Origin of the sequence: Streptomyces tyrfis (assembly GCF_037034285.1) — a bacterium.
Classification (GTDB): domain Bacteria; phylum Actinomycetota; class Actinomycetes; order Streptomycetales; family Streptomycetaceae; genus Streptomyces.
This window is the reverse complement of sequence record NZ_JBAGJZ010000071.1, coordinates 16,648-31,368: the sequence shown is the minus strand read 5'-3', so window position 1 is coordinate 31,368 and position 14,721 is coordinate 16,648. Positions and strand designations below refer to the sequence as shown.

12 protein-coding genes are annotated in these 14,721 nt (G+C 73.8%); 5 read left to right on the top strand and 7 right to left on the bottom strand.

Annotation, left to right across the window (positions count from 1 at the left end):
• Positions 1-47: 47 nt before the first annotated feature.
• On the bottom strand, positions 48-461 hold the full coding sequence (locus WA762_RS33565; RefSeq protein ID WP_335941255.1) for a cobalamin B12-binding domain-containing protein: 414 nt from the start codon (positions 459-461) through the stop codon (positions 48-50).
• An 813-nt stretch (positions 462-1,274) separates the two neighbouring features.
• On the opposite strand from WA762_RS33565, the gene WA762_RS33560 reads away from it, so the two are divergent.
• Together WA762_RS33560 and WA762_RS33555 are read left to right on the top strand one after the other, a co-directional pair.
• Positions 1,275-2,414: an esterase/lipase family protein gene (locus WA762_RS33560; protein ID WP_443080744.1), complete on the top strand. Its 1,140-nt coding sequence runs from the start codon at positions 1,275-1,277 to the stop codon at positions 2,412-2,414.
• Between the two features lie 280 nt (positions 2,415-2,694).
• On the top strand, positions 2,695-4,359 hold the full coding sequence (locus WA762_RS33555) for a M23 family metallopeptidase (protein ID WP_335941252.1): 1,665 nt from the start codon (positions 2,695-2,697) through the stop codon (positions 4,357-4,359).
• A 127-nt stretch (positions 4,360-4,486) separates the two neighbouring features.
• On the opposite strand, the gene pcrA is transcribed toward WA762_RS33555, so the two are convergent.
• Together pcrA and WA762_RS33545 are read right to left on the bottom strand one after the other, a co-directional pair.
• Entirely contained in the window at positions 4,487-6,967 is a 2,481-nt protein-coding gene (pcrA, locus tag WA762_RS33550; RefSeq protein ID WP_335941250.1) for a DNA helicase PcrA, read from the bottom strand.
• A gap of 123 nt (positions 6,968-7,090) precedes the next feature.
• Positions 7,091-7,444 carry a hypothetical protein gene (locus tag WA762_RS33545; RefSeq protein WP_335941248.1) on the bottom strand — a complete coding sequence of 118 codons (354 nt, stop codon included), beginning with the start codon at positions 7,442-7,444 and terminating at the stop codon, positions 7,091-7,093.
• 353 nt (positions 7,445-7,797) lie between these two features.
• Between WA762_RS33545 and WA762_RS33540 the strand changes: the two genes are divergently transcribed.
• Entirely contained in the window at positions 7,798-8,844 is a 1,047-nt protein-coding gene (locus tag WA762_RS33540; protein ID WP_335941246.1) for a C40 family peptidase, read from the top strand.
• Positions 8,845-8,944: 100 nt separating this feature from the next.
• On the opposite strand, the gene WA762_RS33535 is transcribed toward WA762_RS33540, so the two are convergent.
• Both WA762_RS33535 and WA762_RS33530 read right to left on the bottom strand, forming a co-directional pair.
• Positions 8,945-9,652, bottom strand: coding sequence for a response regulator transcription factor (locus tag WA762_RS33535; protein ID WP_335941244.1), 708 nt, complete (start codon positions 9,650-9,652; stop codon positions 8,945-8,947).
• Positions 9,636-10,934 carry a PspC domain-containing protein gene (locus WA762_RS33530; protein ID WP_335941243.1) on the bottom strand — a complete coding sequence of 433 codons (1,299 nt, stop codon included), beginning with the start codon at positions 10,932-10,934 and terminating at the stop codon, positions 9,636-9,638. The genes WA762_RS33535 and WA762_RS33530 overlap by 17 nt, the downstream gene beginning before the upstream one ends.
• 228 nt (positions 10,935-11,162) lie before the next feature.
• Between WA762_RS33530 and WA762_RS33525 the strand changes: the two genes are divergently transcribed.
• A complete protein-coding gene (locus tag WA762_RS33525; protein WP_335941242.1) occupies positions 11,163-12,500 on the top strand; it encodes a PspC domain-containing protein in 1,338 nt (445 codons plus the stop codon).
• Positions 12,487-12,750 carry a hypothetical protein gene (locus tag WA762_RS33520; protein ID WP_335941240.1) on the top strand — a complete coding sequence of 88 codons (264 nt, stop codon included), beginning with the start codon at positions 12,487-12,489 and terminating at the stop codon, positions 12,748-12,750. The genes WA762_RS33525 and WA762_RS33520 overlap by 14 nt, the downstream gene beginning before the upstream one ends.
• Here the strand turns inward: WA762_RS33520 and WA762_RS33515 are convergent.
• Positions 12,657-13,193 (bottom strand): DoxX family protein, encoded by a 537-nt coding sequence (locus WA762_RS33515; RefSeq protein ID WP_335941238.1) that lies wholly within the window; start codon positions 13,191-13,193, stop codon positions 12,657-12,659. The two genes, WA762_RS33520 and WA762_RS33515, sit on opposite strands and share 94 nt — an antisense overlap.
• Before the next feature lie 254 nt (positions 13,194-13,447).
• A complete protein-coding gene (locus WA762_RS33510; RefSeq protein ID WP_335941257.1) occupies positions 13,448-14,716 on the bottom strand; it encodes a hypothetical protein in 1,269 nt (422 codons plus the stop codon).
• Positions 14,717-14,721 lie beyond the last annotated feature (5 nt).

The following is a 14,721-nucleotide window of genomic DNA, read 5'->3' as shown; positions in this document are numbered from 1 at the left end:
GGGGGGGGGGGGGGGCGGCCGCCCCCCCCCCCCGCCCCGGGGTGGGGTCAGGCTTCCGCGGGGTGCCGGACGTTGGCGTTGACCCACTCGACGATCGAGGCCGTCGTCGCTCCCGGGGTGAAGATCTCCGCGACGCCCTGCTCCTTCAGCGGCGCGATGTCCGCCTCCGGGATGATCCCGCCGCCGAAGACCTTGATGTCCTCCGCGTCGCGCTCCTTCAACAGCTCGATCACCTTGGCGAAGAGCGTGTTGTGCGCGCCGGAGAGGATCGAGAGGCCGATCGCGTCAGCGTCCTCCTGGATCGCGGTGTCGACGATCTGTTCGGGCGTCTGGTGCAGCCCGGTGTAGATGACCTCCATACCGGCGTCGCGCAGCGCCCTCGCGATCACCTTGGCCCCGCGATCATGGCCGTCCAGCCCCGGCTTCGCCACCACCACACGGATCGGACCGGTCACACCCATCACTGCCTCCACATGCGTCTCCCGTGCCAGAAGGGCCGGGGATGTGAACGAACGTTATCGACAGCATCCCGCAACCCGCCGTTTCGCGGTGGACGGGGAGGGGGAAATCACACGTGGGACATGTTCACCGGGCGTCGTTCCCGCGAGACGCGGCATGGCTGCCGTTACGGGAGCGATCGCCAGGGAGCCGCTACGAGGTCGCCGTACCACCGCGCCGCCAGCCGCGCGGCACGGTGGTACGGCCCACGTGCCCGGTCCCCCGAGGTACCGGGCACCGCGATCAGCCGACACCGGACCCCCGGCCGTCGTCCCGCTTACGGCCGCCCACTCCCCCCATGAGCGGGTTCGGCCCACCGGAGACGGCACACCGGGGCCGCCCTCGTCCGGGTGCTCGGCGCGACCGCGGACCGACGGGTTCGGCACGAGCGCGGACCGGCGCACGCCGCGTCGGGGCGCCCGACCGGATCTCGGTCGGGAGCCCGATCGAGATCCGGTCGAGATCCGGTCGGGAGCCGGTCGGGAGCCGGTCGGAAGCCGGTCGGGAGCCGGTCGGGAGCCGGTCGGGAGCCGGTCGGGAGCCGGTCGGAACGGGACCGCCGCGACCGATGCTCGGGTGGCCGCCGTCCCGGTGGCCGCCGGGCGAACCCGCCCGGCAGACCGTCATCGGCTACGCCTCCAGCGGCACCGCGTCAAGGCCTGCGGGACGGCCTCCGAGCCCCTCCCCCCGCTCGCCGGAGCAGGAGGTCGGTCATGAACATCGCGTCTTTCCTTCCCCCGTTGCCGCTCCAACCGCCGCCGTCGGGCCCGAACGCGTTGTCGGTCGCGCTGCTCAAGGCGACCGCGCTCGAACTGGTGGCGCTCGCCGGGCATGTGCTCCTGTACCCCACCGGGATCGCCGGGGAGCGGCGGAACCCACCGGACCCGGTCGCAGCCGCGTCCCGCTGCCCCGTCTGCGGCTCGTCCGGATCCGCCGAGCCGTCCGGACCGGTCGAGCCGTCCGGACCAGCCGGGCCGCCCAAACCCGCCGGACCAGCCGGGCCGCCCAAACCCGCCGGGCCGTCCGGGCCGTCCGGAGCATCCGCCCCGCCCCCGTCGCTCACCGGAACCACGGCACCGCACGCCGCACCGGCCGCCGGCACTCCCACCAACGCCGTTCCGCCCGCACCGACTACCCCGCCCGTCCCGCCCACAACGCCCGCACCGACCCCGGACCCCGCCCCCGCACCGGCCTCCCGTCCCCCGTCAGGCAGGGGCGGCAGGGCCGGCAGGGACGCGAAGGGCGGTGCGGCGTGCCCCCGACCCGTCAAGGGCGGCAACGAAGGGGACGAGGGCGTCGAACGGCCCCCCGTCGTGTTCCTGCACGGTTTCATCGACAACCGTTCGGTCTTCATGCTGCTGCGCCGTTCCCTCGCCCGGCACGGCTGGCGCCATCTGGAGTCGCTCAACTACTCGCCGCTGACCTGCGACATCCGCACAGCCGCCGAACTGCTCGGTCGGCATGTCGAGGAGATCTGCGCCCGCACCGGACACCAGCGGGTCGACATCGTCGGGCACAGCCTCGGCGGGCTCATCGGCCGCTACTACGTGCAGTGCCTGGCCGGTGACCGGCGGGTGCGCACCCTGGTCACCCTCGGCACTCCGCACGGGGGAACCGCCGTCGCCCCGCTGGCGAGCGCTCACCCCATCGTGCGCCAGATGCGTACGGGTTCCGCGCCGATCGAAGAGCTGCGCGGGCCCGCGCCGGGCTGCCGCACCCGCTTCGTGAGCTTCTGGAGCGAGCTCGACCGGGTGATCGTCCCGGCGGAGGCGGCCCGCGTCGATCACCCGGACCTCGACGCGGTGAACATCCGCGTCACCGGAATCGGCCATCTCGCGCTCCCCGTACACCCCACCGTGGCCGCGGCGGTACGGCAGGCGCTGGAGTGCCCGGGCCCCATGACCGACCTGCCATGACCCGCTTCCCGGAACAGCCCGGATGCCCGTACGCGTCCAGGAGCGCCGTCCGCCCCACTCCGGTACGCCACTAATAGAACGAGTTTCGAACATAGAGCCAAGGCTGTGTGGACGGCCCGCCGAAAGACGGCCGATTGCCCGTTTTCCCGGGCCGTCCACGCCCGTCGAAGATTGTCCGCGCCGCATACCGCCGGGTACAGTCGCGGCCACTGCTTCCCCTGGGATCCGCCCGCCGGGCCCCAGACCCACAGGTCCCGCAGCCGAGGCGAGAGAGAAGTCGGTGAACGACCAGCACCCCCACGCCGGGTATGCCGGATACGACGGCCAAGCCACCGGCAGCTACGTCGTCGATCCGTTCCTCGGCTCCGCACCCGGCGCTCACGACACCCCGTACGCGGAGGGCGGCTACGACACCGGGCAGACCGCCGCATACGGCTTCCAGTACGGCTCCGCGCACTCCACGCAGTGGGACACCGGCGCGCACCCCACCGCCTCGTACGAGAACTGCTCCCCGTACGGGACGCAGACGCAGACGCAGACACAGCACGACTACGCCGCGGGCCCGACGTACGACACGACGGCCACGTGGACGTCCGCCGCGTACGACACGGCCGCGACCACGACCATGACCGCGGCCACCGCCTTCGACGGGCTCCCGGCCCAGGGCGGCGCCGTGGACGCCACGGGCCAGTGGGACACCGGGAGCTGGTACGGGACCGGCCAGTGGGCGACGACCGGTACGGCCGTGTACGGCACGGGCGCGTACGACACCGGGGCGTACGACGCCACCGCCTGGAACGGGGGCGCCGCGCCCGAGCCGGACAGCGGGGACGGCCCTGGCGCCGCGGACGGCTCCCCCGGGCTTCATGAGACCGCGGCCCTTCCGGTCATCGTGTTCGACGACCTGGCCGCTCCGGTCCCCGGCGCGGACGACGACGGCGACGCCTTCCCCGGGACCGGCGACGCCTCCTCCGGAACCGGCCACGGCTTCACCGTGAGCGACGACGAATACTCGGGAACCGGCCACAGCTTCTCCGAGGCCGGTCACGGCTTCTCCGGATCCGACGACGACTCCTCCGGGGCCGGTCACGACGCCGAATCCGGCTTCGCCTCCGCGACCGGCGCGAGCGACGACGCCGACACGGCCGGCGTCACGCTCGATCCGCACCGCTCCCCCGACCGCCCCGCCCCCCGCGGCGGCGGCCGCAGTCGGCGGCGTTCCCCGGCGAAGCGTTCCGCGCTGCTCACCGTCGCCGTGCCGTCCGCCTGTGTGATGAGCGTGGCCGGTATCGCCGCGGCCTCCGTCAGCGGCCTGGGCGGCGAGGACAAGAAGGACGACAGCACGACGATGGCGGCGGCCGACCCCGGCTCCGTCAAGCCGGCCGCCGCCAACAACAAGCTGGACACCCAGCTCGCCAACCTCAGCGCCGACGCCGAGAACTTCGCAGGGCGCGCGAACCGCGCCCAGGCGCGCATCGACCTGCGGGAACGGCAGGCCGCCGAGAAGAAGCGGCGGCTGGAGGAGGCGGCCCGCAAGGAGCGGCTGCGCCCCAAGTTCGTCATGCCGGTCGCCCAGCACGGCCTCAGCGCGTACTTCGGCCAGGCGGGCGTCAACTGGATGTCCGTGCACACGGGCATCGACTTCCCCGTCTCGTACGGCACTCCCGTGATGGCCGCGACCGACGGCACCGTGCGCACCCAGTGGAACAGCGCCTACGGAAACATGGCCATCGTCACCATGGCCGACGGGACCGAGACCTGGTACTGCCACCTCAGCAGCACCAAGATCCGCTCCGGCCCGGTCAAGGCCGGTGATGTCATCGCGTACTCCGGGAACTCCGGGAACTCGACCGGTCCGCACCTGCACTTCGAGGTGCGGCCCGGCGGCGGGGCGGCGGTGGACCCGCTCCCCTGGCTCCGCAGCCACGCCGTCGACCCGACCTGAAGCCGCCCGGCCCCGCCGTCCCGGCCGTACCCGGCCCCGCCGTTCCGGCCGCCCGGCCGCTCCCGAACCGCTCCGACCGTTCCCCGGCCGCTCCGCCCCCGACCGGGCGCGGGGCGGCCGGGACCGGCTACAGCTTCTCGACCGGCGCGTACCGCAGCAGCAGCTTCTTCGGCCGGTCGTCCCCGAAGTCGACCGTCGCCTTGGCCTGGTCCCCGGCGCCCTCGACCGCCGTCACCGTGCCGAGGCCGAACTGGTCGTGCGTGACCCGGTCCCCGACGGCCAGCGCGATCACCGGCTTGTCCGAGGTCCGCCGGGTCGCGAAGCCCGAGGGGCCGGAGCGCGAACGCGACGAGGACAGCGACGAGGTGATCCCCGAGGTCGGTCCGGCCGGGGCGGCCATCGGCCCGGTCCGCTTCCACTCCAGATGCTGGTCCGGGATCTCCTCCAGGAACCGCGACGGCGGGTTGTACGAGGGCTGCCCCCAGGCGCTCCGCATCGCCGCCCGGGTCAGATAGAGGCGCTCGCGGGCCCGGGTGATGCCGACGTAGGCCAGCCGCCGTTCCTCCTCCAGCTCCTTGGTCTGGCCCAGCGCCCGCATGTGCGGGAAGACGCCGTCCTCCATGCCGGTGAGGAAGACCACCGGGAACTCGAGGCCCTTGGCGGTGTGCAGCGTCATCAGCGTGATGACTCCGGCGCCCTCCTCGTCCTCGTCGGGGATCTGGTCGGAGTCCGCGACGAGCGCGACCCGCTCCAGGAACTCCGCGAGGGTGCCCGCGCCCTCCTCGCCGGCCTCGCCCCGCTCCTGCTCGAACTCCAGGGCGACGGCGGCGAGTTCCTGGAGGTTCTCGATGCGGGTCTCGTCCTGCGGGTCGGTGGACGACTGGAGTTCGGCCAGATAGCCCGTACGCTCCAGGACGGCCTCCAGGACCACCGCCGGGCCCGCCCCGGACTCGACGACCGTGCGCAGCTCCTCCATCAGCGTGTTGAACCGCTTGACAGCGTTGGCCGACCGGGCCGCCATGCCGTACGCCTCGTCGACCCGGCGCAGCGCCTGCGGGAAGGTGATCCGCTCGCGCAGGGACAGCGCCTCGATCATCGCCTCGGCGCGCTCGCCGATGCCGCGCTTGGGCACGTTGAGGATGCGGCGCAGCGGGACGGCGTCCTCGGGGTTGGCGAGGACCCGCAGATAGGCCAGGACGTCCCGGACCTCCTTGCGCTCGTAGAAGCGCACCCCGCCGACGACCTTGTAGGGCAGGCCGACGCGGATGAAGACCTCTTCGAAGACACGGGACTGCGCGTTGGTGCGGTAGAAGACGGCGACGTCGCCCGCCCTGGCGTCGCCCGCGTCGGTCAGCCGGTCGATCTCGTCGGCGACGAACTGCGCCTCGTCGTGCTCGGTGTCGGCGACGTAGCCGGTGATCCTCGCGCCCGCGCCGGCGTTCGTCCAGAGGTTCTTGGGGCGGCGGCTCTCGTTGCGCTCGATGACCGCGTTGGCGGCGGACAGGATGGTCTGCGTGGAGCGGTAGTTCTGCTCCAGCAGGATCGTGGTCGCGTCCGGGTAGTCCTCCTCGAACTGGAGGATGTTGCGGATGGTCGCGCCGCGGAAGGCGTAGATCGACTGGTCCGCGTCACCGACGACACACAGCTCGGCGGGGGCGTCGCCCTCGCCCGCCGGGCCGACCAGCTCGCGCACGAGGGTGTACTGGGCGTGGTTGGTGTCCTGGTACTCGTCGACCAGGACGTGCCGGAAGCGGCGGCGGTAGTGCTCGGCGACGTCCGGGAACGCCTGGAGCAGGTGGACCGTCGTCATGATGATGTCGTCGAAGTCCAGCGCGTTGGCCTCGCGCAGCCGGGCCTGGTACATCGTGTACGCCTGGGCCAGGGTCTTCTCGAACCCTCCCCCATTCTCGAATCCGCTCGAATGGGAGGTACCCCCTCCCACCTGACCGGCGAAGGTCTCCTCGTCGATCAGCTCGTTCTTCAGGTTGGAGACCTTCGCGGTGAACGACTTCGGCGGGAAGCGCTTCGGGTCGAGGTCGAGATCGCGGCAGACCAGGGCCATCAGCCGCTTGGAGTCGGCGGCGTCGTAGATCGAGAACGACGAGGTGAAGCCCAGCCTCTTCGACTCGCGGCGCAGGATGCGCACGCAGGCGCTGTGGAACGTCATGACCCACATGGCGTTGGCGCGGGGGCCGACGAGCTGCTCGACGCGCTCCTTCATCTCGCCCGCGGCCTTGTTGGTGAAGGTGATCGCGAGGATCTGGCCGGGGTGCACCCCGCGCGTGGCCAGGAGGTGGGCGATGCGGTGGGTCAGCACCCGGGTCTTGCCGGAGCCCGCCCCGGCGACGATGAGCAGCGGCGAGCCCGCGTGGACGACGGCGGCGCGCTGCTCGTCGTTCAGCCCGTCGAGGAGCGCGGCGGGGTCGACCGCGGGGCGGGGCGCGCCGTCGCGGTAGTACGCGTCCCTGGGCGGCGGGGGCCCGTCGAACACGCCCGCGAAGAGATCCTCCGGAACGTCCTCGGGCGTCGGCTCCTCGGGGGGCGGCGGGGGCCCTTCCTCCGCGTGCTGGAGGCCGGCCAGGAAGCTGTCGTCAAAGAGGCTGCTCATCGTGAGTCGAGTCTAGGCCGCCGCGCCGACAGGCGACGGCCGGATGACGAACCGCACACGGGCCGCACACGGGCCGCGCCCGGCTCCTCCGGCGCGCGGGGCCCGGTCGCGGGCGGCCCGGTCTCAGACCCAGAGCGTGGCGATGAAGATGTTGGCGAGCGTCAGTCCGCCCACCGCCGCGAAGGCGCCCTTGTCGACCTTCTCCTCGTCGCGCTTGATGTAGACGAGCGCCAGGATGACGACCAGGAGCAGCAGCTTGATCCCGATCTTTATGTTGTTCACCTCGTGGCCCTGGGCCTGGTGGACGCCGACCAGCGCCACGCCCGTGACCAGCATCGTCAGCGCGCCGTGCAGCATCGCCGGGACGAACCGGGCCGCGCCCGCGCCCATCGCCTTCATCTGGGTGAGGAAACCGCCCAGCAGCGAGGCTATGCCGATGATGTGCAGGGCGACCAAGACATGAATGAGTACGTCCATGGGCCGCAGCCTAGCCCGGCCCATATCACCACTCGGCAGGCAGGTGCACGTTCCTGGACCCTCACTCGTGTCTGCACCAATTGCCCGACTCTGATGCGCTTTCTCTGATCGACTCACGACAAGGGCGCGCCAAATTCGGACAATAAGCGTCATTACATCTCTTCCCCGTGCCCTGGGATTAGCGTCCCTGCTCAGGTGGCCGGACGCATCGCCGTCCCGCATCCGGACGGCACGCCGGTCACCCCGCCGGGAGCCCGGCGGCGGCCCGCTCCCCCGCGGTGTCCCGCCGCGGAGCCCGGGCGGGCCCGCCGGTAGTCCCCGGCGGGCAGTCGCCAGGAAGGACGCACGCCCCCGTGGCAGCGCATCGGAAACCCAAGCAGCGCCCGTACACCGGCACTGCTGCCCGCACCGCGGCCGCCCTGGCCTTCGCCGGGGCCGCGACCGCCGCCGCCCTGCCGGGCTCCGCCCACGCCGATCCGCGGCGCACCCCGGCCCAGGTCGAGGCCGAGGCGGACCGGCTCTACCGCGAGGCGGAGGTCGCCACCGAGAAGTACAACGGGGCCAAGGAGCGGGTGGCCGCCACCGCCGAGGCCGTCGACGCGCTGCGGGACGAGGCCGCCCGCGGCACCGAGCGCCTCAACGCCGCGCGCGGCGCGCTGGGGTCGCTCGCGGCCGCGCAGTACCGCAGCGGCGTGCTGAACCCGTCCGTGCAGCTGGCCCTCTCGTCCGACCCCGACCAGTACCTGGAGCGCGCCTCGTACCTGGAGCGGCTGGGCGACCGCCGGGCCGCCGAGGTCGACGCGGTGCGGCGGCAGGTCGCCCGGATCGGCCAGTTGCGTGCGGAGGCCGGGCGGAAGCTGGCGGCGTTGGAGGCGCGCCGGACCGAGCTGAAGCGGCACCGGGCGACGATCCAGGCCAAGCTGTCCGAGGCGCGGCGCCTGCTCTCCGCCCTGTCCCCGGCCGAGCGCGCCGCGTACGCGGGCGCGGACGGCGCCCGCACGGGCGACCGCGCCGGCCGCGACCTGGAGCGCGGCCCCGTCCGGGCGTCGAACGCCCGGGCCGCCGCGGCGGTCGCCTTCGCCTACGGGGCGCTGGGCAAGCCGTATGTCTGGGGCGCGACCGGCCCGTCCGCGTACGACTGCTCGGGGCTCACCCAGGCCGCCTGGCGCTCCGCCGGCGTCTCGCTGCCGCGCACCACCTACACCCAGATCAACGCCGGGCGGCGGGTGTCGCGCTCCGAACTGGCCCCGGGCGACCTGGTGTTCTTCTACTCGGGCGTCAGCCATGTCGGGCTGTACATCGGCGACGGCCGGATGATCCACGCCCCGCGCCCCGGGGCGCCGGTCCGGATCGCCCCCGTCGACCAGATGCCCTTCGCCGGGGCGACCCGGGTGGCGTAGGCCCCCCGGGGAGGCCGGCGACGGCCCCCGACCCGCGCCCCGCCGGGCGGGGACCCGGGCGGGGACCCCACCGGGCGCCGGCCCCGCGCGGCCGGCGCCGTCAGACCAGGCGGCGGGCCGTGGCCCAGCGGGTCAGCTCGTGGCGGTTCGACAGCTGGAGCTTGCGCAGCACCGCCGAGACGTGCGACTCCACCGTCTTCACCGAGATGAACAGCTGCTTCGCGATCTCCTTGTACGCGTAGCCGCGGGCGATCAGCCGCAGCACCTCGCGCTCGCGCTGCGTCAGCCGGTCCAGGTCCTCGTCGACCGGCGGCGCGTCGGTGGAGGCGAACGCGTCGAGCACGAAACCGGCCAGCCGGGGCGAGAACACCGCGTCGCCCTCCTGGACCCGGAAGACCGAGTCGACCAGATCGGCGCCGGTGATCGTCTTGGTGACGTAGCCGCGGGCGCCGCCGCGGATGACGCCGATGACGTCCTCGGCGGCGTCCGAGACGGACAGCGCCAGGAACCGCACCGGGTTCTCGACGGCGCCCATCAGCGGGGCGCAGCGGCGCAGCACCTCGACGCCGCCGCCGCCCGGCAGGTGCACGTCGAGGAGGACGACCTCGGGGCGGGTCGCCGTGATGACGGTGACCGCCTGGTCGACGTCGGCGGCCTCGCCGACCACCTCGACGCCCGTCTCCTCGGTGCGGCCGATCTCGGCCTGGACGCCGGTGCGGAACATCCGGTGGTCGTCGACGAGCACGACCCGCACCCGGCGCGCCGGTCCCGCCCCCGGCTGCCCGGCCGTCTCAGTGGTCTCCGTCATCGCTCGCCCTCTCCATCTCCAGTTCGACCTCCGTGCCCCCGCCGGGCACCGAACGCAGCCGCGCCGTGCCGCCGTTGCGCTGCATCCGGCCGATGATCGACTCTCGTACGCCCATTCTGTCCCCCGGTACGGAGTCCAGGTCGAAGCCCGGGCCCCGGTCGCGGACCGAGACGAAGACCGTGCGGCCCTCGACCTCGGCGTAGACCTGTACGGCTCCGCCCTCGCCACCGTACTTGGCGGCGTTGACCATCGCCTCGCGCGCGGCCTGCATCTGTGCGCCCAGCTTCTCGTCGAGCGGGCAGTCCCCGACGACCACGACCTCCAGCGGGACGCCGTGCTTGTCCTCGACCTCGGCGGCGGCGCGCTTGACCGCCTCGGCGAGGGTGTCGGGCTCGTCGTCCTCGTCCTTGCCGGTGCCCTCGGGGTTGTAGAGCCAGTTGCGCAGCTCGCGTTCCTGCGCGCGGGCCAGCCGGCGGACCTCGCCCGCGTCCTCCGCGTTGCGCTGGATCAGGGTGAGGGTGTGCAGCACCGAGTCGTGGACGTGGGCGGCGACCTCGGCGCGTTCCTGGGCCCGGATGCGCATGGTGCGTTCCTCGGAGAGGTCCTGGGTCATGCGCACCAGGTACGGGCCGGCCAGCAGCGCTATGCCGGTGAGGACGGCGATCGCGGCGGTCAGGACGTTGCCGAGCTGGGCGGCGGAGCCGCGTACCACCATGAAGACGGCCAGGCCCAGGCCGACCAGGGCGACCCCGGCGAGGCCGCGCGCCAGGTGCAGCACCCGGCGGCGGTTGCCGGCCTCCATCCAGCGGGCGCGGCGGGCGTTGTCGGCCTGCCGCCACACCAGCACGGATCCGGCGCCGATCAGCAGGGCGGGCCAGATGTAGCGGTCGGCCCCGCTGCCCATGTCGACGTTGCCGACGAAGATCATCGCGCCGACGAACAGCGCGATGAGGGCGAAGACCTGTCCCCTGTCGGGTTTGCGGAGCCGCCGGGTGCCGTCCGGGGCGGTCTCGAAGAAGGAGCGCGGCGCTTCCACCCCGCCGACGCCGAGCGGGACCACGATCCAGAACACGGCGTAGAGCAGCGCGCCCAGCCCGTCGGCGAAGAACAGGCCGACGAAGAGGAACCGCACCCAGACGACGGGCAGCCCGAGGTGTCCGGCGAGGCCGCGGGCGACGCCGCCGAGCAGCCGTCCGTCGGCGCTGCGGTACAGCTTGCGGGACGGCGGCTCCTCCGGTTCGGTCCTGACGGAGCTCTTGGCCCGGGGCGTGGCGGCTTGCATGCACCGATGGTCACATGAGCGGTCCGGCCCCGGCATCAGGGTCCGCCCCGGACTCCACCCTGAGAGCCCGTGCGCCCGGACGCGCCCCGCGAGGTCCGGCCGGGGCCCGGAGCCCCCGGCGGGCCGTGCCCCGGACGCGTCCCTCAGGGGCCGCACCGGGGCAATATCAGGGACCGGCCAGGGTGGGGGCGGGTCCCGGACGGGCGGCCGGGCCGTCACCATGGAGGCATGACCGTTCCCCAGGACGCCTCCCCCGGTGTCGCACCGCCCCCCGAACCGCGGCCGCAACTCCGGCGCAGCCCGCGCCAGAAGGTCGTGGCCGGGGTGTGCGGCGGGCTCGGCCGGTACTGCGACGTCGACCCGGTGATCTTCCGGATCGTGCTCGGTGTGCTGTCCGTCACCGGCGGCATCGGGCTGATCTTCTACGGCTTCGCCTGGCTGCTGATCCCCCTGGACGGGGAGGACGAGAACGAGGCGCGCAGGCTGCTGTCCGGCCGCGTCGAGGGGGCGTCGCTGGTCGCGGTGCTGCTGGCGCTGATCGGCTGCGGGCTGTTCCTCTCCATGCTGGGCAACGGCGGCACGCTGGCGTTCTCCGCGATGCTGTCGCTGGCCGTGGTCGGCTTCGCCGTCTGGACGCAGAACCGCAGGACGGCGCCGCAGGACCCGCTGCACCCGGCGACCGCGCAGGCGGTGGCGGACGCGCCGCCCGAGGTGAAGGCGCCGCCGACGCCGGGCAGCCCGTCGTGGTGGCGGGACCCGATCGTCAAGGACGGCACGACGGGGCCGGTGGCGCGCGGCTATCTGTGGGGGCCGGCCGACACCCCGGTGGGCGGGCGGCGGTCCGCGCGCCCCGGGGGTCCGGATCCGCGGGACCCGTTCCGGCCGCCCGGGCGGGAGCCCGGCACCACGGGCCCGGTCTCGATCGGGGGGCTGGTCTTCGTGCTGGCGCTGATCGCGGGCGGCGTGGGCACGGGGCTGACCTGGGACGGGCATCCGCTGGGCACGAGCCTGCAGTTCGGTCTGGCCGGCGCGCTCGCGGTGTTCGGATTCGGGATGCTGGTCAGCTCGTTCCTCGGCCGGACCGGGTTCGGCACGGTCATGCTCGCGATGATCACGGCGGCGCTGCTGGCGGGCGCGTCCGCGCTGCCGAAGGACATCACCACACAGTGGATGCGCGAGGGCTGGCGGCCGGCCACGGCGGCGGCGGTCCGGCCGCACTACGAGCTCGGCACCGGCCAGGCCCGGCTGGACCTCAGCGAGGTCGCCGTCCCCGAGGGCACCACCGTCGCGACGGCGGTGCGGGTCGGGGCGGGCCGCCTGCTCGTCGTGGTGCCGAAGGCGGTGACGGTGCGGGTGGACGCGCGGGCGGGCCTCGGCGACATCACGCTGCCCGTCGACCGGGCGGGGGGCGCGCCGGCCGGGCGGCCGAGCGACATGGACGTCGCTCCGGCGCTGACCGAGCACCGGACGCTGCCGCCGGCCCCCGGCGGCAAGCCGGCCGGCACGGTCGAGCTCACTCTGGAAGTCGGCATCGGACAGGTGGAGGTCACCCGTGCTGCGTCATGATTTCCGTCCCGGCCGGGCGGTGGCGGGCCTGGTCATGCTGGCCCTGGCGTTCGGGTACGCGGCGGACGCGGCGGGCGTCTGGGACGCCCCGTGGGTCTTCTTCCTCCCGCTGTTCCTCGGCGGCCTCTGGCTGGCCGTCACCGTGACCTGGATCAACTACACGATCCGCCGCCGCCGGGACGCGAGGAGGGCGTCCAGCGAGAAGGTGGCGGCCCCGCCGAGCAGCAGCGGCAGCCAGGCCATGAGGTAGGCCAGGTCGTTGCCCATGTAGTACGGCTGGGACTGCCAGCTCACCGTCAGCCACAGGCTGAGCGAGATCAGCGCCCCGCCGAGTGCCGCGAGCCGTCCCCACAGCCCGACCAGGGTGCCGAGGCCGACGAGCAGTTCGCCGATGGCGATGGCATAGCCGAAGCCGCCGGGGCTCTTCAGCGCCAGGTCGACGAGGGCCGGGACGGCGGACGAGTCGCGCACCGAGCGCATCATGTCGCCGACGGACTCCGGGCCGCTCGCGCGGAAGAAGCCATGAGTCGTCAGTTTGTTGATCCCGGCGTAGACGAAGGTGATGCCGAGGAAGATTCGCAGGGGCAGCAGCGCGTGCTCCCGCGCCAGCTCCCTGAACCCTCGCGGCCGGCCGGTGCCGTACGTTGTCGTGCCGTACCCTCGCAGGCCCGGCACATCCTGCAAACCCTGCATGAGAATGCCCCATCCTTCCGTGATCGCGTCATCAGACGATACGTAGGACGGGCCGCGCGGCGCCTCCCCGGTGGGCCGTCCGGCCGGATGGAGCGACTCCGACGGCGGGCGACGGGCGGCGTGCGATGAGCGTCGGACGATGGGCGGCGCGCATGGACGCCGGACGGCCGGGCCCGGTCCGCGGGCGGCCGGCGGTCGGTCCCCCGCCTCGAACGGCCGGCCGGCGGGGCCCGGCGCTCACGAGCGGCGGACGGTCAGTCCGTCACCTCGATCTCCACCCGGTTCGTCTCCACCCCGGCGGCGGTCACCACCTGCACCTCCACCCGGCCCGGCTCCACGTCGACCGGCACCGGGACGGTCAGCACGCCGTCCGACGGGTTGGCGAAACCGCCGGCGACCGGGACGAGCGGCACATGCACATGGACCCGGCCGATCCGGACGACCAGCCCGGCCAGCCGGTCCGGGGCCCCGGCCCCGGGCGGCACGAACCCGGCGCCCCGGATCTCGATGTCGTCGCCGGTGCGGATCGCCGCGTCCAGGTCCCCGGCCTCCCGGGACCGGACCACCGAGAGCACCACCGGCCGCCCGCCCTCCACGTACTTCCCGGCGAAGTAGGCCGCCGCCGAGACGGCGACCAGCAGCGCGAGCCCCCACGGCAGATCGGGCAGCTGCTCGGGCCTGCGGGCCAGCCGCACCGCGGCGAACAGCACGGCCACGGTGCTCACCAGCACGTACTGCACATCCGTGAAGCTGCCCCGCCCCGAGTCGTCGGTCAGCAGATCGGCGGCGCGCGGCCGGTCGGCCCGCAGCTTCTGGAGCCGCCCGGACAGCGCCCGTACGGTCACCACCCGGCGCACCACCACGGCGACGGCGCACGCCAGCGCCAGCACCGTCACCACCCCCGCGCCCCGGGCCAGGTCGAGCCCCTCGATCAGCGCGTCGCGCTCGGCGGGGTGGGAGGCGCCGGCGAGCTGGAGCGCCAGGACGAGCACGGAGAAGACGGCGAGCAGCACCCAGGACGCGGCGACCGCCCGGGAGGTGGAGAGCCGGTTGTCCTCCCCGATCACCGGGGCGAGGAGGCCGCCGCGGGCCCGGTGGACATGGGCGGCGCCGCTCAGCAGGGCCGCGGTGACGAGCCCGGCGATCAGCCCGGCGGTGCGGGCGTTGGTCCAGCCCGCGCCGATGGCGGTGGCGGTCTCGGCGACCACCAGCACGGCCAGGCCTCCCCACACCACGATCAGGGTGCGCCGCCACACCCGGTACAGCCAGGCCTCACCCGCCTCCCGGCCCCGTTCCGCGACGGTCCTGGCCGATTCGGTCAGCTCGTCCGAGACCCACTGCCGGGTCGCGGAGACGGACTGCGCGACCCCGGGCGGCAGCCCCTGCCCGGCGGCGAACTCGTCCCGTTTGGTCAGAAAGGCGGCCACCGCGCGCCGATGGCCCTCGCGCGCCCCGTGCGGGCAGCCTCCGCAGGTGCAGCCGCCGCCATGCGTGCCGCTCGCCCTCGCCTCGTCCAACGCCACGGAGA